The organism is Streptomyces sp. NPDC004266 (assembly GCF_042874095.1).
Classification (GTDB): Bacteria; Actinomycetota; Actinomycetes; order Streptomycetales; family Streptomycetaceae; genus Streptomyces.
Genome location: NZ_JBIAMM010000003.1, coordinates 602,591 through 623,247, shown reverse-complemented (window position 1 = coordinate 623,247; position 20,657 = coordinate 602,591). Strand labels below are relative to the sequence as shown.

Below are 20,657 nucleotides of genomic sequence, written 5' to 3'. Positions count from 1 at the left end.
GAACCCGGGACCCGGGCGGAGGACGACCCTATGCTGCTGGTGATCTTGTCAGTGCACGATCAACTCATGCGATCTCTGGAGGGGCAAGACCGTGAGACATCCCGTCAGACGCTCCATCGTCGTCGTCCTGGCGCTGTTACTGGCGTCCGCGGGCGTATCGACTCCCGCGCACGCCAGTTCGACCGTGGGTGACCGGGCCCTCTACTGGAACGACGTGCTGCTCGACGCCTACGTCGCCGTGGGCGGCTCTCCGGGCCCCCTCGCACGGGCCGGGGCCATGATGCATCTGGCCATGTACGACGCCGCGAACGCGAGCCGATGTCACAGCAGCGGCGGTTTCAAGCCGGAGAACTGCATCGGGGCGCTCTACACCCCCGGCATCAGCGTGAAGGCCGGCGTCGCCCCCAACGTCGACGCGGCCCTGGACCACGCCGCCTACAACGTCCTCAAGTCCACCTTCCCCGCGCTGGACTTCGCCCCGTACCTCACGGCGGCCCGTACGGGCGAGCCGGTCGACGCCACCACCACCGAGGGCAAGAGCGTCGGCGAGAAGGCCGCCGCGGCGATGATCGCCCGCCGTACCGGCGACGGATCGCAGGACACCACGCCGTACACCCCGAGCACCGCCCCCGGCCAGTGGCGGCCGACGGGCTCGGGTCCCGCGGCGGATCCGAACTGGGGCAAGGTCAAGAAGTTCGTCGACTACGGCGACTACCCGTGGACGCACACCAAGACCACGGCGGCCGACCTGCGTCCGCAGCCGCCCGCCGGGATCGCGACGATGCCCGAGCTGCTGAAGAGCCCGGCCTACACGGCCCAGTTCAAGGAGGTCGCCGAGCTCGGCGCGGCCAACAGCACGACGCGCACCCCGGAGCAGACGCAGATCGCCTGGTTCTGGGCCAACGACCTGAACGGCACCTACAAGCCGCCGGGTCAGCTCTTCACCCACACCCGGATCGTCTCCACGCAGCGCGGACTCGACCAGATCGCCAACGTCCAGCTCTTCGCGCTGATCGCGGGCGCGATGGCGGACGCGGGGATCTCCGCCTGGGACCAGAAGTACCAGACCGCCATCGATCTGTGGCGGCCCGAGAGCGCCGTCAAGCTGGCGGACTCGGACGGCAACCCGGACACCGTGCAGAACAGCTCCTGGCAGCCGCTCTCGGCCGACGCGGCCGGGAACCACTTCAGCCCGCCGTTCCCCGCGTACGTCTCCGGACACGCGACCTTCGCCGGGGCGTGGGCCGAGTCCATGAAGCAGTTCTTCGGTACGGACGACATCTCCTTCACCGGCACCACCGAGGACCCGCACGCGGTCGGGGTCACCCGCACCTTCGCCAACTTCAGCGCGGCGGCCACCGAGAACGCCCGGAGCCGGGTCTACCTCGGGGTGCACTACCAGTGGGACGGCGACCTCGGCGTCGCCACGGGCCGGAAGGCCGCCGGGCAGATCCTCAACAACTCGTACGGCCCGACGAGCCCCAGCGACAAGACGCCCGTGTACGGCGGCGCCCGCGTCACCACGGTGGGCAAGCAGTGGCTGATCAAGCCCATGGGTGCCACGTCCGTCGGGAACTTCTACGACGGAGCCCACGCCTCCTGGTACTACTGCGACGACTACGGGGCGGAGAACGTCTACAACCAGCTCATCTGGAACTCCTACGGATGCGCGAACGGCTACGACGGCTCCACGCACCTCTACTACACCCCGCGCTAGTCCCGGAAAGGATGGTCCTCCCGTGAACAGAAAGCACCTCCGACGCATCGGCGCGACCGCCGGTGTGGTCGCCGCGCTCGTCTCCGTCGCGGTCGTCAGCGCGACGAACGCGACGGGATCGCAGGTCGAGCCCACCGTGCCGGGAACGCTCCGGGTCTTCGCCGGACCCTACGAGCAGGCGCAGTTCTGCGAGAACGGCCCGGCCCCGGTGATCTCGGGCGCGAACGGCGGGGCGCTCGCCGCCTCGCCCGTGAAGTTCGGCAAGGACGCGGGCAAGAACAGGAGCTACCACTCCCTGAAGGCCGCGTTCGAGGTCGGCAGGCCCGGCGAGGCCGCGCTCATCACCAGGACCGAGAAGATCTGGCCGAACGGCATGGTCTTCAACCTGGCGCTCGGCGCGGGTGAACTGGAGCCGGGTGCGTACCGGTTCCGGCTGCGCACGATCGGCGGCAGCCAGGCCTCGGACTGGACGCCGTGGTGCGGATTCACCGTGACCAAGTGACCCCGTAGGGCCCGGAGGGGGCGGCGGACCGTTTCGGCGGTGCGCCGCCCCCTTTTCCGTACGCCATCTGGTGCAGTTGACGTGCTCCTGCCATAGTCCGAGCCATGGACCGACGACGATTCCTCGTGGGGGCCGCGGGCGCCGGAGCCGCTCTGCTCGTGGGAGCGCCCGCCGCCTCGGCCGTGGACGCGCGCGCGTGGATGGGGGCACAGGGGGACGGGACCGATCTGCGACGGCTCACCATCCCCGGCACGCACGACTCCGGCGCCCGGTACGGCGGGCCCTGGAGCGAGTGCCAGAACACCACGATCGCCCAGCAGCTGGACAGCGGCGTCCGGTTCCTGGACGTGCGGTGCCGGGTGACCGGCGGGTCCTTCGCCATCCACCACGGCGCCTCCTACCAGAACATGATGTTCGGCGACGTCCTCGTCGCCTGCCGGGACTTCCTCGCCGCGCACCCCTCCGAGACCGTCCTCATGCGGGTCAAGCAGGAGTACTCCGAGGAGTCCGACGCCACCTTCCGCGCCGTCTTCGACGACTACCTCGACCGGAGGGGATGGCGCTCCCTCTTCCGGATCGGGAACACCCTGCCCCTCCTCGGCGAGGCGCGCGGCCGGGTCGTGCTCCTCGCCGACAACGGCGGTCTCCCCGGACTGAGATGGGCCGACCCGGCCGTCTTCTCCGTCCAGGACGACTGGAACGCCCTGCCCGACGCCAAGTACCCGAAGGTCCAGGCCCAGTTCCGCGCCGCCGTCGCCCAGCCCGGCCGGCTCTACGTGAACTTCGTCAGCACCTCCGCCTATCTGCCGCCCCGCTGGAACTCCGACCGGCTCAATCCCTGGGTGCACGGCTTCCTGGACGGCTCCGAACTGGCCGGGCGCGTCGGCCTCGGGATCGTGCCCCTGGACTTCCCCAACACCCGGACGGGGCTGGTGGAGGCGCTGCTCCGGCACAACTAGGGCCTGTCTCCCGGACCGGGCCCCGCGAGCCCGGCCCGGTCCGGAGGACGCCCCGGCGGGACGGTCCTCACAGCTCCGGCGGCGGCGTCGGCGCCCCCGGCAGCCGCAGCCTCGCCACCGTGCCGCCGCCCTCCGCCGGCTCCAGCGACACCGTGCCGCCCGCCTGCTGGACCGTGCGCGCCACGATCGACAGGCCCAGGCCCGAGCCCGGCAGGCTGCGGGCCGACGGGGAGCGCCAGAAGCGGTCGAAGACGTGCGGGAGCTCGTCCGGGGCGATGCCGGGCCCGTGGTCGCGGACGGTCAGCTCGCCCCGCATCAGGCCCACCTCGACCGTGCCCCGGGGCGGCGAGAACTTCACCGCGTTGTCCAGGACGTTCACGAGGGCCCGTTCGAGGGCCGGCGCCTCGGCCCGTACGTACCAGGGGGCGAGGTCCGTGACGAAGGTCAGCTCCGGGCCGCGCAGCCGCGCCCGGTCCAGGGCCGTCCGCAGGATCGTGTGGAGCGGCACCACTTCGAGGGGCCCCGGCTGCACCGCGTCCGGGCGGGCCAGCTCCTGGAGGTCGCCGATCAGCGCGGCCAGCTCCGTCATCTGCGCCTTCACCGAGGCCATCAGGGCCCGCCGGTCGTCCGGCGGGATCGCCCGGCCGGTCTCCTCGCTGCGCGCGAGGAGCTCGACGTTCGTACGGAGGGACGTGAGGGGCGTCCGCAGCTCGTGGCCCGCGTCCGCGATGAGCTGCGCCTGCCGGTCCCGGGAGCTCGCGAGCGCCGCCGTCATCGCGTTGAAGGAGCGGGACAGGCGGGCGATCTCGTCCTCGCCCTCCACCGGGATGCGGACGGTGAGGTCCTCGGTCGCGGCGACGTGCTCGACCGCGCCGGTCAGCCGGTCCACCGGTTCGAGGCCGGTCCGCGCGACCCACAGGCCGGCCGCGCCCGCGCCGACGACGCCGATCCCGGAGACCAGGAGCAGCACCCAGCGGAGCGTGGACATCGAGTTGTCGATCTCGGAGAGCGGCCGGGCGACGGAGACCGCGAGCCCGACGGGGCCGTCCTGCGGATAGGTGTAGACCCGCATCTCACGGCCGGCGTCGTCCTTCACCGTGTGCAGGACGTACTCCAGCTGCCCGCGCGCCACCCCGAGGTCGCCGGAGCCGACGGGGATCGCGGCCTTCCCCGAGGTGCACACGCTGCCGTTGGCCAGGACGACCTGCACCGTGTACGAGCCCGCCACCGGCGGCGGCGTCGTGCCCTGGCGGCACATCGCGAGCAGGCTCTGCACGCCGTCCGGGTCCAGTCGGGTGCTGCGCAGGGAGGAGTCCAGCTCGTTCTCCAGCTGCGCCCGCGTCACGAACCAGCAGGCCAGCGACACGCCGGCCACCGCGAGCGCCACGGCGGCCGCGGTGAGCAGCGCGAGCCGCGAGCGCAGCGGCCGCGAGCGGAACCAGTTCCGCAGGGGGGCGACCGCCCTCCGGGGCGCGGTCGTCCTCAGGGGGCCCGTCACTCCCCGCCTCCTCCGCGCAGCGCGTAGCCCACGCCCCGTACGGTGTGGACGAGGCGCGGCTCGCCGCCGGCCTCGGTCTTGCGCCGCAGATACATCACGTACACGTCCAGCGAGTTGGAACTGGGCTCGAAGTCGAAGCCCCACACGGCCTTCAGGATCTGCTCCCGGGTCAGGACCTGGCGCGGGTGCGCGAGGAACATCTCCAGGAGCGTGAACTCGGTCCGCGTCAGCTCCACGGTCCGCCCGCCCCGGGTCACCTCGCGCGTGGCCAGGTTCATCCGCAGGTCCTCGAAGGCCAGGACGTCGTCCTCGGCCGGGGCGGCGGCGGACGCCGAGGCGTAGGAGCTGCGGCGGAGCAGGGCCCGGATGCGGGCGAACAGCTCGTCCAGCTCGAAGGGCTTCACCAGGTAGTCGTCCGCGCCGGCGTCGAGGCCGGTGACCCGGTCGCCGACCGTGTCGCGGGCGGTGAGCATCAGGATCGGCACGGTCGAGCCGGCGGCCCGGATCCGGCGGGCCGCCGTCAGCCCGTCCATGCGGGGCATCTGGACGTCGAGGACGACGAGATCGGGGGCGTACGACTCCATGGCGTCGAGCGCGTCGAGACCGTCGACGGCGTCCCGCGTCGCGTACCCCTCGAAGGCGAGGCTGCGGCGCAGGGCCTCCCGCACGGCGGGCTCGTCGTCGACGATGAGGATGCGCTCGGCTTCGTTCTGCTGTCCCGTCATGGGGGCAGCGTCCCACGTGTTCAGTTGCCGCCGCCCGAGCGGAGGCCGTCCAGGTCGGCCTTCACCGTGTCGATCGGGATCGCGAATCCGAGACCGACGCTTCCGGCGGTGGAGCCGCTCGAAGAACTGGGCGAATACATGGCCGAATTGATGCCGATGATCTCGCCGTTCATATTGATCAACGCGCCGCCGGAATTCCCCGGATTGAGCGAGGCGTCGGTCTGGATCGCCTTGTACGTGGTCTTCGACGAGCCGGTGTCGCCGTTGAACTGCTGCCCGCCGAACTCGAACGGCCAGCCCTGCCGCGGGTCCCACTGCTGCTGCCCCTGCTGCTGGTCCTGGCCGCCGTCGTCCTTGGCGACGGTCACGTCCCGGTCGAGCGCGGAGACGATGCCGCTGGTGACGGTGCCGGTCAGGCCCTCGGGGGAGCCGATCGCGACGACCTCGTCGCCGACCCTGATCTTCGAGGAGTCGCCGAGCGTGGCGGCCTTGAGCCCGGAGGCGCCCTGGAGCTTGATCAGGGCGAGGTCCTTGTCGGGGTCCGTGCCGACGACCTCGGCCCGGTACGTCTTGCCGTCGCTGAGCTGGACGGTGACGGAGGAGGCGCCGGAGACCACGTGGTTGTTGGTGACGATCTCGCCGTCGGAGGTGATGATCACGCCCGAGCCGGTGGACTTGCCGGAGCCGGAGGTCGCGGAGATCTCCACGATGGAGGGGGAGACCGCCTCGGCGACCCCGGCGACCGTGCCCTTGGTGCCGGTGGAGACGTTGGTGCCGTTCGCGACGGGGGCCGCCGCGCTCACCGGGGCGTCGGAGGTGAGCTGCTGCACCAGCGTCGCCGCGCCGCCGCCGACCGCCGCGGCCGCGATGGCCACGGCCGCCATGAGCCCGACCCCGCGCTTGGCACGACGGCGCGGCGAGGGGACCGGAGCGGGGACGGCGGCGACGAGGGGCGGGTCCACCGGCGGCGGCACGTGACCGCCCGAGGGCCAGACGGTCGTGCCCGGCTCGGTGGTGATCGGCCGCGTCTGCTCGTACGGCGCCCGCATCGGCCGCGTCGGCTCGTACGGCGGCTGCGGCGGGTAGTACGGCTGCTGCGGCTGCTGCTCCTGGAAGTCCGTCATGGCTATGACTCTCGGAGCCGTACATGAGAACGGTCTGAGGAGCGGCTGAGAAGCCCGACAGAACCCCGTATGTCCCGTATAAAGACGGTCCCTGCGGGGTCCTCTACTCGTGGCAGCCGCAGGAGCGGCGGACGATCAGGGCCGACGGGAAGAGCTTCACGCGCTCCCGGCGCGAGCCGGACACGCGGACCGAGTCGTCGAGGACCAGGTCCACGGCCGCCCGGGCCATCGCGGGGCGGTCCGAGGAGATCGTGGTCAGCGGCGGATCGGTGAGCGCCGCCTCCTTCACGTCGTCGAAGCCCGCGACCGCCAGCTCCGTCGGCACCTCGATGCGCAGCTCGCGGGCGGCCCGGAGGACGCCGAAGGCCTGGTCGTCGGTGGAGCAGAAGATGGCCGGCGGCCTGTCGGGGCCGGCGAGCAGCTTCAGGGCGACCTGATAGGCGTCGTACCGGTTGTACGGGGCCTCGAAGAGCCGGCCCTCGGTCGAGCGGCCCGCCTCCAGCATGGCGCGCCGCCAGCCCTCGACGTGGTCGGCGACCGGGTCGCCGACGGCCGGGGTGTTCGGGATGCCGCCCAGGCACGCCACGTACGGGTGGCCGTGCTCCAGGAGGTGCCGGGTGGCGAGCTGGGCGCCGCCGATGTCGTCGGTCACCACGGCCACGTCGTCGATCGCCTCGGGCCGCTCGTGCAGCAGCACCACGCGCGCGTCCCAGGCCTCGATCTCGCTCGCGGCCTGCTCGCTCATGCCCTGGCTGACCAGGATCAGGCCGGAGACCCGCATCCCGAGGAAGGCCCGCAGGTAGTGGACCTCGCGCTCGGTCCGGTAGTCGGAGTTGCCGACGAGGACCATCTTCCCGCGCTCGGCGGCGGCCTGCTCGACCGCGTGCGCCATCTCGGCGAAGAACGGCTGCCGCGCGTCCGGGACGATCATGCCTATGAGGTCGGTGCGCCGCGAGGCCATCGCCTGGGCCACCCGGTCGGGCCGGTAGCCCAGCTCCTTGATGGCGGCGAGGACACGCTCGCGCGTGGCCGGGGCGACCGGCCGGGGTCCGTTGTTGATGACGTAGCTCACGACCGCGGTAGAAGTACCTGCAAGTCGAGCTACGTCATCCCGCGTCACCTTGGCCACGCGCGGAAGTCTACGCGGGGGGACCTACCTACCGGCAGGTCGTACTGTGGCATCCGCCACCTTCCCGTCCTCCGCGAGGGTGATGTCCTCCGTGGCGCCCTTGACACGGCCGTTCGCGCGGGCCCCCTCCTTGGCGCGGGCCTCCTCCGCCGCCCGCTCCACCTTCTCGGGCGCGACGAAGCGGTAGCCGACGTTCCGCACGGTGCCGATGAGCGACTCGTGCTCGGGGCCGAGCTTGGCCCGAAGCCGCCGCACGTGGACGTCGACCGTACGGGTGCCGCCGAAGTAGTCGTACCCCCACACCTCCTGGAGGAGCTGGGCGCGCGTGAAGACCCGGCCCGGATGCTGGGCCAGGTACTTGAGCAGCTCGAACTCCTTGAAGGTCAGGTCCAGGACCCGGCCCTTGAGCTTCGCGCTGTACGTCGCCTCGTCGACCGACAGGTCGCCGTTGCGGATCTCCATCGGGGAGTCGTCGGAGACGATCTGCTGGCGGCCCGTCGCGAGCCGGAGGCGCGCCTCGACCTCGGCGGGGCCCGCCGTGTCGAGCAGCACGTCGTCGATGCCCCAGTCGGCGGTGACCGCCGCCAGGCCGCCCTCCGTGACCACCAGGATCAGCGGACAGCCGGGCCCGGTGGAGCGCAGCAGCTGGCACAGCGAGCGCACCTGCGGGAGGTCGCGCCGCCCGTCGACGAGGATCACGTCCGCGCCGGGGGTGTCCACGAGGGCGGGGCCCTCGGCCGGGGCGACCCGGACGCTGTGGAGCAGCAGGCCGAGGGCGGGGAGCACCTCGGTCGAAGGCTGGAGGGCGTTGGTCAGGAGCAGCAGTGAACTCATCGCGCCTCACCCGCCCATGCCGTGGTCGGTCCGTGGTGCGTCGTTCGCTCGTCCATGACGTCGGTTCCTCCTCGGTCCCTGCGAGGACGTCTACGTGTACTCACGTGTGGCTCTCGCGCCCTGAGAGCTTTTGTTCATCCATCCGTAACAACGGTCGGAAAACACAAAAGGACCCGGGGGCTGCGTTGCCCGGATCCTCTGGCAGCAGAATAGCCGACATGAGTTCCGAGGGAGAGGGCCGATTTCACATGGTGGATGTTTCCTCGCTCACTTCCGTCCACCCCCGGATGCCCCGGCGGGCGATGCTGCGTACCGATGACGGTGTCCGGATCGAGGCGGTTTACGAACCCTCACGGGCAAGTGTCACCGATACGGCGGTGGTCCTCGCCCACGGCTTCACCGGGTCGGCCGACCGGCCGGCCGTCCGGCGCGCCGCCGGCGTCCTCGCGGAGCGCGGCGCGGCCGTCGTCACCTTCTCCTTCCGCGGGCACGGCCGGTCCGGCGGCCGCTCCACCGTCGGCGACCGGGAGGTCCTCGACCTGTCCGCCGCCGTCCGCTGGGCCCGTGACCTCGGCCACGCGCGCGTGGCGACCCTCGGCTTCTCCATGGGCGGCTCCGTGGTCCTGCGCCACGCGGCCCTGGAGCGGGGGACGGAGGCCCGCGCCGACGCGGTGGCCGCCGTGTCCGCGCCCGCCCGCTGGTACTACCGGGGCACGGCCCCGATGCGCCGCCTCCACTGGGTGGTCACCCGGCCGGCGGGCCGCCTCGTCGGGCGGTACGGCTTCGGCACCCGGATCGACAGCAGGGCCTGGGACCCCGTGCCCCTGTCTCCCGTGGAGGCCGTCCCGCTGATCGCGCCGACCCCCCTGCTGATCGTGCACGGCGACCGCGACGCGTACTTCCCGCTCGACCACCCGCGCACGCTGGCCGCCGCGGGCGACGCGGAGCTCTGGCTGGAGCGGGGGATGGGCCACGCCGAGAACGCGGCCGACGAGAAGCTGCTCGCCCGGCTGGGGGACTGGCTCACGCGCGCGTAGCCACGGCCCGGCCCGCCCGCGTGGCAGCGGGGACCGGCCCACGCGCGCATGGCTCATGATGGGGGGCGGCGCGCACACGAACGAAGGGAGCGCCGCTATGGCAGCGGGAACCATCCGCTACTGGGCCGCGGCCAAGGCCGCGGCCGGTGTCGCCGAGGAGCCGTACACCGCCGAAACCCTGTCCGAGGCACTCGACGCGGTCCGCGCGCAGCACCCGGGCGAGCTCGCCCAGGTCCTCAAGCGGTGCTCGTTCCTGGTCGACGGCGACCCCGTCGGGACCCGGAGCCATGAGACGGTACGGCTTGCCGAGGGCGGCACGGTCGAGGTGCTCCCCCCGTTCGCAGGAGGGTGAACCCCACACCATGAGCAACGACCAGTACTACGGCGGGCAGCAGCACGACCCGTACGCCGACGCGAACGGGCCGCAGAACCCCGCCGAGGTCACCCAGACCTGGGAGGGCCAGACCTGGGACACCCAGTACCAGCCGGCCGTCTCGTACGACCGGATCCAGGCCGACCGGGCCCAGGCGCAGGCCCAGGCGCAGGCCGCCGAGACCCGGTTCCAGCCGCAGGCCGTGCCGCCGCACCAGCCCCAGGACCCCGCGGGCGACTGGACGCCGGAGCCGTACGAGCAGCGGCCGTACCAGCAGCAGCCGTACGAGCAGTACCCGTCGCAGGGGAACCCCGCCGCGTACTACGCGGAGCCCGCCCCGACGCCCGCGCCGGCGGCCTTCGCCGAGCCCGCGCCCGCGCCGGCGGCCGCTCCCGCGGCCGACGAGGGGCCCGCCTACTCCTCTCCCACCACCTCCGGGAACACCCGCGTCACCGACGCCCAGCGCGCCCGTGCCGAGGGCCGTTCGCCGATCATCGAGCCCGGCATGCAGCCCGCCGCCCTCACCGCCGTCCTCGGCCTGCTGCTCGCGGGCGGCGCCGCCCTCGGCTCGTACGGGCTCCTCGTCCCGCTCGTCCTGCTCCAGGGCCTCACCGCCGCCGGCTGGTTCCGGCTCAACGGCATGTGGCCCGCCCGGCAGGGCATCGCCCTCGCCTTCCTCGGCGGCCTCGTCGCCGACGCCGCCCTGCTCGCCACCGGCCGGGAGCACGCGGCCGCCGCGATCCTGGGCACCCTCGGCGTCTGGGTGCTGCTCTGCCTCGTCCTCCAGCTGCGCAGCCACGCCGACCCCGACGAGCGCATGTACGGCCTGATGGCCACCATCGCCTCCGCCGCCCTGACCGTCGTCGCCACCGGCCACCTCGGCGCCGCCCCGGACGCCGTGGTCGTCGGCGGGGTCGCGGTCGCCGCCGCCGTCCTCGCCCGGGCGCTGCCGCTGCCCGGACCGGTCTCCGCGGTCGCCGCCCTGCTCGCCTCGGCGGGCGCCGGGATCGCGGCCGGCGGCCTCACCGACCTGGGCACCTCCGGAGCGCTGCTCGGCCTCGGCGCCGGGGTCTGCGCGCTGGTCGGCCTGCGGGTGGCCAGCTACGACTACCCGTCGCGCTTCGTCCACATGACCGCGGGCGTCGCGCTGCCGCTCACCGCCGCCGCGCCCGCCGTCTACCTGCTGGGCCGCGCCCTGGTCTGACCTGCGGCCCGTCCCGGCCACGGGAACCAACCGGCCCCCTGACACGTCGATCTTCGTGTCGGGGGGCCGGAACTTTCACGAGAACCATCACGGGGGGACGCACAGCCCATGCGAGCACTGCGGATTCTGTTGATCACGGTCGTCGTGCTGGGCGGGATCCTCGTCGGGGTCGACCGGCTGGCCGTGGCGTACGCCGAGTCGGAGGCGTCGAGCCGGGTGAAGCTCTCGGCCTCGACCAGCGACTCGATCGAGGTCGACATCAAGGGCTTCCCCTTCCTCACCCAGGTCGCGGACAAGCGGTTCGACGAGGTCGACGTGCGGGCGACGGGCGTGCGGGCGAAGGCCGGCGACAAGGACATCCGGGTCGGCGAGCTCACCGTGGCCCTGCGGGACGTGACCGTGACCGGCGACTGGGCGGGCGCGAAGGCGGGCTCGGCGAGCGGCACGGCCCTCATCTCGTACGCGGACCTCACCGCCGCCTCCGACCGCGAGGCCACCGTCGCCTACGGCGGGAACGGCAAGGTGAAGGTCACCGGCAGCGTGGACATCCTGGGCCGCACCCTGACCCGTTCGGTCCTGTCCACGGTGACCGTCGTGAACGGCGACACCATCCGGGTCCGCGCCGACGAGGTGCCGGGCGCGGGCATCCCGGGCGTGGAGGACCTGGTCCGGGCGCGCACCGACTTCGAGCGTCCGATCGGCGTGATCGCCGGCATGAAGGTGCAGAAGGTCGAGCCGCGCCCGGACGGCCTGGCGGTCACCGTGACCGGCAAGGACGTCGCCCTGGCGGGCTGACGGGGGCCCGGACCGCACCCTTGGTCACATGCTGAGACGGGTCCGTCCGATCCGCAGAAGGTGAAGCGGACACCTCGGCGCGGAGGCGTCCGGAGCCGACTTCCACGGTGATCACGTCTCGCATCTCGGACGATCGCGTCTCAAAATACGACACACCGGTGACACGGCCGCCTGTCCGTCCCTACGATCGAGGGCATGAAGCGACAGGCGGATCTCACGAAGCGGCGGGCAGTAGACCTGTGCCGCGTCGCCGCCATGCTCTGTCGCTCAGTCTGAGCGGGACGCCAACTCCCGTATCCCTCAGGCCCGTTGACCGATGTCGGGCCGCCCTTGTGCAGAGCCGTACGCATGCCGCCGTCCGTACGCACGCGCCGACGCGTACCGCACCGCACGCCGCACCACCGCAGCACGCCCCCGCACACTGCCCCGGAGGAGAACAGCATGGCTCGCAGCGACGTCCTGGTCGACGCGGACTGGGTCGAGGCCAACCTCGACAACCCGCAGGTCGCCATCGTCGAGGTCGACGAGGACACCTCGGCCTACGAGAAGAACCACATCCGCAACGCCATCCGCATCGACTGGACGAAGGACCTGCAGGACCCGGTCCGCCGCGACTTCATCGACCAGGAGGGCTTCGAGAAGCTCCTCTCGGCCAAGGGCATCGCGAACGACACCACCGTCGTCCTCTACGGCGGCAACAACAACTGGTTCGCCTCCTACGCCTACTGGTACTTCAAGCTCTACGGCCACCAGGACGTCAAGCTCCTCGACGGCGGCCGCAAGAAGTGGGAGCTCGACTCCCGCGACCTCGTCGCCGAGGTCCCGACCCGCCCGGCCACCGAGTACAAGGCCAAGGCCCAGGACGCCTCCATCCGCGCCTTCCGCGACGACGTCGTGGCCGCGATCGGCGCCCAGAACCTGGTCGACGTCCGCTCGCCCGACGAGTTCTCCGGCAAGCTGCTCGCCCCGGCGCACCTCCCGCAGGAGCAGTCGCAGCGCCCCGGCCACGTGCCCAGCGCCCGCAACATCCCGTGGTCGAAGAACGCCAACGACGACGGCACCTTCAAGTCGGACGACGAGCTCAAGGCCCTCTACGAGGCCGAGCAGGTCGACCTGGCGAAGGACACCATCGCCTACTGCCGCATCGGCGAGCGCTCCGCGCTCACCTGGTTCGTCCTGCACGAGCTGCTCGAGGTCCCGAACGTCAAGAACTACGACGGCTCCTGGACCGAGTACGGCTCCCTCGTCGGCGTGCCGATCGAGCTCGGCGCCAACAAGTAACCCGGTCGCGCGACCCCCGAAACCTCTAGGACAGGACAGAGAACATGTGTGGAGCCCAGGTCGGCGGCCCCGACGTCAGCACGCTCAAGCCCGGTGAGACGGCCATCCAGGGCCAGGTGACCAAGGACGGCGAGCCCGTCACCGGTTACGTGCGCCTCCTCGACGGCTCCGGCGAGTTCACCGCCGAGGTCCCGACCTCGGCCACCGGCCAGTTCCGCTTCTACGCGGCGACCGGCGAGTGGACCCTCCGCGCCCTGGTCCCCGGCGCCCAGGCCGACCGCAAGGTCGTCGTCACCGAGGCCGGCGGCCTGACGGACGTGGCCATCGCGGTCTGATTCCCTGACGCGCCCCACGCGCCGCTCGGCGCCGGGGCGCCTCACGGGCTTCGCCACGCCGCGCCGACGTGACACCAGCCGCTCCGCGGAGGGCGCACGTCGGGGCCGGCGCGGCGCGAAGTCCCATCGAACGGCCGGAGGGCCGTGCCTCCTGGGGGGTTGGACGCCTATTCCAGGACCTGAGGCACGGCCCTCCGGTCTTTCCCGTTCCGGTCGTACGCTGAAGGTGTGATCGCACGACGTCGGCGCGTCTACTTCTGGATGATGGGCGTCTGCCTGGTGCTTTTCGTGGGCGCCTGGGCCGTCGTGCGCCTGTTCTCGATGCCCGTCGCCATCGGCATGTGCGTCGTCGCCATGGTCATCCCCCCGATCGCCGCGATGATCGCGAACCGCCGGGGCCCGGACGACCGCTGGTGGGACGATCCGTCCGGGGACCCGCAGTCGGACGAGTGGTGGGACGAGCTGGACGGCAAGAAGCGCCGGGGGCCGTGAGGGACCGGCGCGCCCGGAGCGTCGAAATCAGTAGACGAGGGCCTGCGTCCCGTCGGACATCGCCTCCTGGACGAAGACCTGGGCGCCGGCGATGCGGACGCCGTCCAGGACGTCCTTCTCCGTGATCTCGCGGCGGGCCGCGCACTGCGTGCAGAGCGTGACGCGGCCGGCCGCCAGGATCGAGTCGATCAGCTCCGGCAGCGGCGCCGCGTGCGGGAGCTCGAACTCCGCCGCGCGGCCCGGGAGGGCGAACCAGGAGGACTCGCCGGTCAGCCAGAGCGAGACCTCGACCCCGCTGGCGACGGCGACGGCGGCCACCGTGAAGGCCTGGGAGCAGCGTTCGGGGGCGTCGGCCCCTGCGGTCACCTTGATCACGAGCTTCTTCGCCATATGCCGAACTGTAATGCGCGGCGGTGCAACCTCATGCGCCCCTCACGGGTCAGCTGGATGCGCGGGTGACGGAACCCGCGCTTCAGGTCTCGTGGGGGGACTCTTGAGTGTCGAAGAAAGTATCCGAAACGTGGATACACCAGAACCGCCAGGGGCGGAGGCGGCCGCGGAAACCGCCCCTCCGGTCCCGCGCCCGCGCCGCCGGGTCCTCCGTACCGTCGGACTGATCGCCGTCGCCGCCGTCATCGGCCTCGTCGGAGGCACCGCCGTCGGCTACGGCATCCAGGCCGACCGCGAGCCGACCGCCCTGCCGCCGCTGAACCAGCCCGGCCTCGCGTACCCGGCGAAGCCGCTGCCGAAGGGGCAGGAGCCGGCACCGCTCTCGGCGAAGGAGGACCGCCAGGCGAAGGCACAGGGCGACCTGCGGAAGCTGCTGGTGGCCAAGCCGGCCGGCGCGAAGGCGGACGAGTTCGCCGACAACGTCGACGGCTGGATGTCGGTGCCCGTGTACGCCTCGGACTTCAAGAGGCCCAGCGCCGCTCTCGACTACCAGCTGGACCTCGGCATCAGGCGGGTCGCCGCGACGTCCTGGGCGTCGGGCGAGCACCGGCGGACCGAGGTCCGCCTCGTCCAGTACCGCTCCGGTGACGCCCTCGGCGCGCAGGAGCACACCGAGGACCAGCAGGCCTACATGCCGCAGGAGGAGTACGCCCGCAGCGAGGGCACAGCCCTCAAGGGCTCGTCCAACGGCCGCTACTACGTCTTCCCCGTCCAGCGTGAGGCCGGCTACCTGGACATCTACGAGGCCCGGGCCTACTTCCACCGCGGTGACATCGCGGTCGAGATCTTCATGTTCGACACGAAGAAGATCTCCGAGAAGGAGATCCGTTCACTGGCCGAGCGACAGCTGGGGCGCCTGTGAGTGAGGACCGGAACGACGTGACCGAAACCGTGACCGAGCCCGTGGTGGATCAGAAGCCGAGGAAGCGGGGTGCCCGGCGGATCCTGCTCGGCGTCGTCCTGCCCTCCGTGCTCGTCCTCGGCCTGATCGGCGGCGGCGTCACGTACACCGCCGTCACCGTCTCCTCCGCCGACCGCACCGCGCCGACGCAGCTGTGGAGCGCCGAGGAGAAGACGGGGAAGAACGAGGACCCGGCCGCCGCCCTGGCGCGCGGCAAGGCCGGCACGCCGCTGAGCAGGCTCCTGCTGCCCCTGCCGGAGGGGTACGAGTTCGGCCCCGACGAGGAGCTGTACGGGAACGACGGCGAGCTCGGCGCCGCGGAGGCCACCGCGCTGATGAAGCAGGCGGGCGAGGGGCTGTCCGGGAAGAAGCGCCGCGCGTTCGAGAAGGACGTCGACAAGCTCGGCATAGAAGGCATCGGAGTCCGCTCCTTCGCCGACTCGAACAGCGACGTCGTCGTCACGTTCCAGCTCGCGCGGATGAAGGACAAGAAGCAGATCAAGGCCAGCTACCGGATCCGCAAGGAGGTCATGGACGTCCTGGAGTTCCCGAAGGGGCCCAAGGTGAAGGACCACCGGAACGCCGTCTGCTACATGGCGCCCGTGGACGACTCCCTCGACAAGAAGGAGCGGGCCGCGGCGCTGGACGAGATGATCTGCCTCGCGTACGACTCCGAGGTCCTCGTCACCATGACGGCGGCGGGCGCCAAGCCGTTCGACAAGGCGGCCGTGGCGAAGCTGCTGACGCAGCAGCTCGACCACATCGCATCCCCGGGGGAGTACGTATGACCGAGCAGACGCAGACCGAGGAGCTCGTCCCCGCGCAGACGGCGGCCGAGCCCGTCCGCGCGCCGGAGCAGCCGGCCAAGCCGAAGAAGTCCCGCAAGCCCCTCCTCCGGGGCATCGCCCGCTGGACCGCCGCCGTCCTCGTCTGCGGTGGTGTCGGAGCCGGTACGGCCATGGGGATCACCGCCATGGACCGCACCGACGTGCCGGGACTCGCGACCGAGTCCGACGGGCGCTGGAAGTACCCGAAGCTCTCCCTTCCGGCGCTGCCCGCGGACGCCCCGCGGCCGTTCACCGAAGGCAACGACGGCGAGATCCACCACGCCGACCTGCGGAAGCTCCTGCTGCCCGCTCCGGCGGGGGCCACGGTCGACCCGAAGCTCGACGGCGGCTGGGTCGGGCTCGACTCCTATCTGGCGCTGATGAAGGAGAAGGACCGGGGCGAGGTGAAGGAGGAGCTGGCCGACTCCGCGCTCCGGCACGTCGCCGCCCGCGGCTGGACGATGCCGGACGGCACGACCACCCGGATCCACCTGCTGCGGTTCTCGTCGGTGGCGTTCTCGGAGGCGTACAAGGACGAGTCGGTGCGCGAGGTCTCGGCGCAGGTCCGCCGACTGCCCGACGGGGTCGAGTCGGCGGAGATCGACACGTCCACTCAGGGCGTCGACGTGCCGTACCTCTCCGTCTACTCCTACGAGGAGAAGGCGCCGTACGGCCCCGAGCAGACCCGCTGGGCCTACATCCAGGCAGGGGACACCCTCGCGGTGGTCACCCAGACCCGGAAGGGCGGGGCGCTCACGGTGCCGTTCCAGCAGACGGTCGCGCTCCAGGCGCAGCTGCTCGGCTAGCCGTACTCCGCTAGACCCACCTCACAGGGTGGGCCGGACCCCCGCCCACTAAGCTGGGGTCCGGCCCGTTCCGCCTTCACCGCTCAGTCTGAGGAGCACCCCGTGATCGCTTTCTTCGAAACCCTCCTGGTCCTGGTCGCCGTCGGCGTGATCGCCTTCGCCGGTCTGACCGTGAAGAAGCTGTACCAGGGCCAGCGGTAACCACTTCTAGAGAACGCCAGAGCTGCTCATGATCGAGATCCCGTCCGACCTCAACCCGGACCTCGTCCCCCTCGCGTTCCTGCTCGGTACGTGGGAGGGCGCGGGCGTCTCCGACTTCCCCGGCGCCGAGAAGTGCAACTTCGGCCAGTCCGTGACCTTCAGCCACGACGGCCGGGACTTCCTCGAGTACCACTCGCACTCGTGGGTCCTGGACAACGAGGGCAACAAGGTCCGCCCGCTGGAGAGCGAGAGCGGCTACTGGCGGATCGACAAGGACCGCAAGGTCGAGGTCGTCATGGTCCGCGACCAGGGCATCGTCGAGATCTGGTACGGCGAGCTCGCCGACCAGAAGCCGCAGATCGACCTGGCGACGGACGCCGTCGCCCGGACCGCCGCCTCGGACGCGTACAGCGGTGGCAAGCGGCTCTACGGCTACGTGAAGAGCGACCTGATGTGGGTCGGCGAGAAGTCGACCCCCGAGGTCCCGCTCCGCCCGTACATGTCGGCGCACCTGAAGAAGGTCGTGACGCCGGAGGAGGTCGCGGAGATGGCCCGCAACCTGCCCGACATGCCGGACGACGGCATCGCCTTCTTCCGCTAGACACGCAACTCCCGAAGGGCCCGTCGACATGCCCGACGGGCCCTTCGGCGTGCCCACCGGAGCACCCACGTCGGGGTGGGTGATCACTCGTCGTCGAACCGCAGGACGTGGAGACCTCGGGGCACCCGGTCTGTGAAGCGTCAACCGCCTACTGGGCCGCGTGCGGCCTGAGAAGGGCTCTGCCCGTTCAAGGGCGGGGGATGTCAAACTGGGGGCGTGGTGAGCACCGACTGGAAGAGCGATCTGCGGCAGCGCGGCTATCGGCTGACGCCGCAGCGGCAGCTTGTCCTGGAAGCCGTGGACAGGCTGGAGCACGCGACCCCGGACGACATCCTCGTCGAGGTCCGCAGGACGGCCTCCGGGGTGAACATCTCCACCGTGTACCGGACACTGGAGCTCCTGGAGGAGCTGGGGCTGGTCAGTCACGCGCATCTGGGGCACGGCGCCCCGACCTACCACCTCGCCGACCGGCACCACCATCTGCACCTGGTGTGCCGGGACTGCTCCGAGGTGATCGAGGCGGACGTCGAGGTGGCCGCCGAGTTCACGGGGAAGCTCCGTGAGACCTTCGGGTTCGAGACGGACATGAAGCACTTCGCGATCTTCGGCCGCTGCCGGGACTGTTCGAACAAGGAAGCTGCCGCCGAGTCGTAGGCTCTTCTGTATGAAGAGCCCTCTGTTGTCCCTGCCCGGCGCCGTCCCCGCCGAAGGCCGCGACGAAGGCGTCGCCGCCCACTACGGCGACCTGTTCCGCGAGCAGCGCGCCCTCGCCGAAGGCAACGGCTTCGTCGACCTCTCGCACCGGGGGGTCGTCGCCGTCTCCGGCGACGACCGGCTGAGCTGGCTGCACCTGCTCGTCACCCAGCACATGACCGAGCTGCCGCGCGGCCAGGCGACCGAGGCGCTGATCCTCTCCGCCAACGGGCACATCGAGCACGCCCTGTACCTCGTCGACGACGGCGAGACGGTGTGGGCGCACGTCGAGCCGGGGACGCGCGAGGAGCTCGTCGCGTACCTGGAGTCGATGAAGTTCTTCTACCGGGTGGAGGTCGCCGACCGCACGGAGGACCTCGCGGTCGTCCACCTTCCGGCCGGTTCGATCGCCGAGGTGCCCGAGGGCGTGGTCGTACGGGAGACCGCGCACGGACGTGATCTGTTCCTGCCGCGTGAGGACCTGGAGGCCTTCGCGGCCTCGCACGGGCCGGCCGCCGGGATCCTCGCGTACGAGGCGCTGCGGGTCGAGGCGCACCGGCCGCGGCTCGGCTTCGAGACCGACCACCGGACCATCCCGCACGAGGTCGGCCTCATCGGCAGCGCCGTCCACCTCCAGAAGGGCTGCTACCGGGGCCAGGAGACCGTCGCCCGGGTGCAGAACCTGGGGAAGCCGCCGCGCCGCCTGGTCTTCCTGCACCTGGACGGCAGCGAGGTCCTGCTGCCCGCCCACGGCACCCCGGTGCGGCTCGCGTCCGACGGCGAGGAGGGCCGCCAGCTCGGTTTCGTCACGACGGCCGTCCGCCACCACGAGCTCGGGCCGATCGCCCTGGCCCTGGTGAAGCGCAACGTGCCGGTGGACGCCCCGCTGATCGCCGGGACGACGGCCGCCGCGCAGGAGACGGTCGTCGAGCCCTGAGGGCTCAGACCTCGATCAGCACCGTGAACGGGCCGTCGTTCGTGAGGGAGACGCGCATCTTCGCTCCGAAGCGGCCCGTCTCCACGTGGGCGCCCAGGTCGCGGAGCCGGGCGACGACCTCGTCGACGAGGGGTTCGGCGACCGGGCCGGGGGCCGCCGCGTTCCAGGTGGGGCGGCGGCCCTTGCGGGCGTCTCCGTAGAGGGTGAACTGGGAGACGACGAGCAGCGGCGCGTTCACGTCGGAGCACGACTTCTCGTCGTTCAGCACTCGGACGGACCAGAGCTTTCTGGCCATTTGGGCGGCCTTCTCCGGGGTGTCGTCGTGGGTCACCCCGACCAGGACGCACAGCCCTTCGCCGGTGATCTCCCCGACGGTCTCCCCTGCGACGACGACGCTCGCCCCGTCGACCCTCTGCACCACTGCTCGCATGCGCACCAACCTACCGAGCGGGTGGCGGGCCGAAGGACGAGGGGCCGAACGGGTGCAGAGCGCCTGCACGCGCGCGTGCAGGAGTGGCACCATGCGTGTGAGGCGGTGCGGCCGACCGCACCGGTCGAGGGGACGATTCTCATGAGTGCACCTGGCACCGGGCCGACGCCGTCCGGTCCCGTACCGCTGATCCGCTCCGGAGCCCGGGGCGGGGGACCGGGCGGAGGACCCGCGACGCGCCCACCCGTGCAGCGGACCGCCGATCCGGCGGACCGGACGCAGCCCGACCTCGGCGCCCTGAGGCTGCCCGAGCTGCGGGCGCTGCGCCGGGACGCGCAGAGCGACGAGGCCGATCTGAGCTATGTGCGCCGGATGCTCCAGGGCCGGATCGACATCCTGCGGGCCGAGCTGGCGCGGCGGACCGATCCGGAGGCCCCGGTCCTCGACCGGCTCTCCGAGATCCTCGCCGACGTGCCCTCGCGGCACCGCAGCTCGGCGCGGCACGTGACGCTGTCGACCCCGCGCGGCGAGGAGTACCGGCGGCTCGCGACCGAGATGCTGTCGGAGGTCGAGCTGTCGGACCTGACGGCCCGGACGGACGACGAGCTGCACGCGGCGATGGGCAGGCTCGCGGGGTACGAGCAGCAGGTCTCGCGGCGCCGGCAGCACCTCCAGCGGACCGCCGACGACTGCAGCGCGGAGATCGCCCGACGCTACCGGGAGGGCGAGGCCCAGGTCGACGACCTGCTGGCCTGACCGCGGGGGGAAAGTGGGGTGCGGTGCCGGCCGCGCCGTGCGTAGGGTCG

General features: G+C 71.8%; 25 protein-coding genes. 18 read left to right on the top strand and 7 right to left on the bottom strand.

Annotation, left to right across the window (positions count from 1 at the left end):
- Positions 1 to 91: 91 nt before the first annotated feature.
- The 3 genes from ACFYUZ_RS11000 (at position 92) to ACFYUZ_RS10990 (ending at position 3,178) form a co-directional block, all read left to right on the top strand.
- A complete protein-coding gene (locus ACFYUZ_RS11000) occupies positions 92 to 1,717 on the top strand; it encodes a vanadium-dependent haloperoxidase (protein ID WP_389307688.1) in 1,626 nt (541 codons plus the stop codon).
- A 22-nt stretch (positions 1,718 to 1,739) separates the two neighbouring features.
- On the top strand, positions 1,740 to 2,219 hold the full coding sequence (locus ACFYUZ_RS10995; protein ID WP_389307686.1) for a hypothetical protein: 480 nt from the start codon (positions 1,740 to 1,742) through the stop codon (positions 2,217 to 2,219).
- A 104-nt stretch (positions 2,220 to 2,323) separates the two neighbouring features.
- Complete coding sequence (locus tag ACFYUZ_RS10990) at positions 2,324 to 3,178, top strand: phosphatidylinositol-specific phospholipase C (protein ID WP_389307685.1); 855 nt, start codon at positions 2,324 to 2,326, stop codon at positions 3,176 to 3,178.
- Positions 3,179 to 3,245: 67 nt separating this feature from the next.
- Here ACFYUZ_RS10990 and ACFYUZ_RS10985 read toward each other — a convergent pair whose 3' ends face one another.
- From ACFYUZ_RS10985 to ACFYUZ_RS10965, 5 genes are all read right to left on the bottom strand, one after another.
- The gene (locus ACFYUZ_RS10985; RefSeq protein ID WP_389307683.1) at positions 3,246 to 4,676 is read right to left on the bottom strand and encodes a sensor histidine kinase; all 1,431 of its coding nucleotides are present in this window, start codon (positions 4,674 to 4,676) and stop codon (positions 3,246 to 3,248) included.
- The gene (locus ACFYUZ_RS10980) at positions 4,673 to 5,401 is read right to left on the bottom strand and encodes a response regulator transcription factor (RefSeq protein ID WP_389307682.1); all 729 of its coding nucleotides are present in this window, start codon (positions 5,399 to 5,401) and stop codon (positions 4,673 to 4,675) included. Before ACFYUZ_RS10980 ends, ACFYUZ_RS10985 begins: the two co-directional genes overlap by 4 nt.
- A gap of 20 nt (positions 5,402 to 5,421) precedes the next feature.
- Positions 5,422 to 6,525 carry a S1C family serine protease gene (locus ACFYUZ_RS10975; protein WP_389307680.1) on the bottom strand — a complete coding sequence of 368 codons (1,104 nt, stop codon included), beginning with the start codon at positions 6,523 to 6,525 and terminating at the stop codon, positions 5,422 to 5,424.
- A 103-nt stretch (positions 6,526 to 6,628) separates the two neighbouring features.
- Entirely contained in the window at positions 6,629 to 7,654 is a 1,026-nt protein-coding gene (locus ACFYUZ_RS10970; RefSeq protein ID WP_389307678.1) for a LacI family DNA-binding transcriptional regulator, read from the bottom strand.
- A gap of 24 nt (positions 7,655 to 7,678) precedes the next feature.
- Entirely contained in the window at positions 7,679 to 8,488 is an 810-nt protein-coding gene (locus tag ACFYUZ_RS10965) for a winged-helix domain-containing protein (protein WP_389307676.1), read from the bottom strand.
- A 218-nt stretch (positions 8,489 to 8,706) separates the two neighbouring features.
- On the opposite strand from ACFYUZ_RS10965, the gene ACFYUZ_RS10960 reads away from it, so the two are divergent.
- The 8 genes from ACFYUZ_RS10960 to ACFYUZ_RS10925 all read left to right on the top strand — a co-directional run bounded on the left by ACFYUZ_RS10960 (position 8,707) and on the right by ACFYUZ_RS10925 (position 14,005).
- Entirely contained in the window at positions 8,707 to 9,525 is an 819-nt protein-coding gene (locus ACFYUZ_RS10960) for an alpha/beta hydrolase (RefSeq protein WP_389307675.1), read from the top strand.
- 97 nt (positions 9,526 to 9,622) lie between these two features.
- A complete protein-coding gene (locus ACFYUZ_RS10955) occupies positions 9,623 to 9,877 on the top strand; it encodes a MoaD/ThiS family protein (protein WP_389307673.1) in 255 nt (84 codons plus the stop codon).
- Between the two features lie 10 nt (positions 9,878 to 9,887).
- Entirely contained in the window at positions 9,888 to 11,102 is a 1,215-nt protein-coding gene (locus tag ACFYUZ_RS10950) for a hypothetical protein (protein WP_389307671.1), read from the top strand.
- Between the two features lie 108 nt (positions 11,103 to 11,210).
- A complete protein-coding gene (locus ACFYUZ_RS10945) occupies positions 11,211 to 11,897 on the top strand; it encodes a DUF2993 domain-containing protein (RefSeq protein WP_389307669.1) in 687 nt (228 codons plus the stop codon).
- Between the two features lie 195 nt (positions 11,898 to 12,092).
- A complete protein-coding gene (locus ACFYUZ_RS10940) occupies positions 12,093 to 12,173 on the top strand; it encodes a putative leader peptide (RefSeq protein WP_350497993.1) in 81 nt (26 codons plus the stop codon).
- Between the two features lie 165 nt (positions 12,174 to 12,338).
- A complete protein-coding gene (locus ACFYUZ_RS10935) occupies positions 12,339 to 13,178 on the top strand; it encodes a sulfurtransferase (RefSeq protein WP_190160544.1) in 840 nt (279 codons plus the stop codon).
- Between the two features lie 44 nt (positions 13,179 to 13,222).
- Complete coding sequence (locus tag ACFYUZ_RS10930) at positions 13,223 to 13,513, top strand: DUF1416 domain-containing protein (protein WP_389307668.1); 291 nt, start codon at positions 13,223 to 13,225, stop codon at positions 13,511 to 13,513.
- Positions 13,514 to 13,741: 228 nt separating this feature from the next.
- Entirely contained in the window at positions 13,742 to 14,005 is a 264-nt protein-coding gene (locus ACFYUZ_RS10925; protein ID WP_389307666.1) for a DUF3099 domain-containing protein, read from the top strand.
- A 27-nt stretch (positions 14,006 to 14,032) separates the two neighbouring features.
- Here the strand turns inward: ACFYUZ_RS10925 and ACFYUZ_RS10920 are convergent, their stop codons facing one another.
- The gene (locus ACFYUZ_RS10920) at positions 14,033 to 14,395 is read right to left on the bottom strand and encodes a DsrE family protein (RefSeq protein WP_389307664.1); all 363 of its coding nucleotides are present in this window, start codon (positions 14,393 to 14,395) and stop codon (positions 14,033 to 14,035) included.
- 130 nt (positions 14,396 to 14,525) lie between these two features.
- Between ACFYUZ_RS10920 and ACFYUZ_RS10915 the strand changes: the two genes are divergently transcribed.
- From ACFYUZ_RS10915 to ACFYUZ_RS10890, 6 genes are all read left to right on the top strand, one after another.
- Positions 14,526 to 15,317 carry a hypothetical protein gene (locus ACFYUZ_RS10915; protein WP_389307662.1) on the top strand — a complete coding sequence of 264 codons (792 nt, stop codon included), beginning with the start codon at positions 14,526 to 14,528 and terminating at the stop codon, positions 15,315 to 15,317.
- A gap of 17 nt (positions 15,318 to 15,334) precedes the next feature.
- Positions 15,335 to 16,144, top strand: coding sequence for a hypothetical protein (locus ACFYUZ_RS10910; protein ID WP_389307660.1), 810 nt, complete (start codon positions 15,335 to 15,337; stop codon positions 16,142 to 16,144).
- Entirely contained in the window at positions 16,141 to 16,989 is an 849-nt protein-coding gene (locus ACFYUZ_RS10905; protein ID WP_389307658.1) for a hypothetical protein, read from the top strand. The genes ACFYUZ_RS10910 and ACFYUZ_RS10905 overlap by 4 nt, the downstream gene beginning before the upstream one ends.
- Before the next feature lie 229 nt (positions 16,990 to 17,218).
- Positions 17,219 to 17,791: an FABP family protein gene (locus tag ACFYUZ_RS10900; protein WP_389307656.1), complete on the top strand. Its 573-nt coding sequence runs from the start codon at positions 17,219 to 17,221 to the stop codon at positions 17,789 to 17,791.
- A gap of 216 nt (positions 17,792 to 18,007) precedes the next feature.
- Complete coding sequence (locus tag ACFYUZ_RS10895) at positions 18,008 to 18,445, top strand: Fur family transcriptional regulator (RefSeq protein WP_389307654.1); 438 nt, start codon at positions 18,008 to 18,010, stop codon at positions 18,443 to 18,445.
- 10 nt (positions 18,446 to 18,455) lie between these two features.
- Positions 18,456 to 19,421, top strand: a complete 966-nt coding sequence (locus ACFYUZ_RS10890) for a YgfZ/GcvT domain-containing protein (RefSeq protein ID WP_389307652.1) — start codon at positions 18,456 to 18,458, stop codon at positions 19,419 to 19,421.
- A 4-nt stretch (positions 19,422 to 19,425) separates the two neighbouring features.
- Here ACFYUZ_RS10890 and dtd read toward each other — a convergent pair whose 3' ends face one another.
- Entirely contained in the window at positions 19,426 to 19,851 is a 426-nt protein-coding gene (gene dtd / locus ACFYUZ_RS10885; protein WP_389307650.1) for a D-aminoacyl-tRNA deacylase, read from the bottom strand.
- 141 nt (positions 19,852 to 19,992) lie between these two features.
- On the opposite strand from dtd, the gene ACFYUZ_RS10880 reads away from it, so the two are divergent.
- Complete coding sequence (locus tag ACFYUZ_RS10880) at positions 19,993 to 20,607, top strand: ABC transporter substrate-binding protein (RefSeq protein ID WP_389307649.1); 615 nt, start codon at positions 19,993 to 19,995, stop codon at positions 20,605 to 20,607.
- Positions 20,608 to 20,657 lie beyond the last annotated feature (50 nt).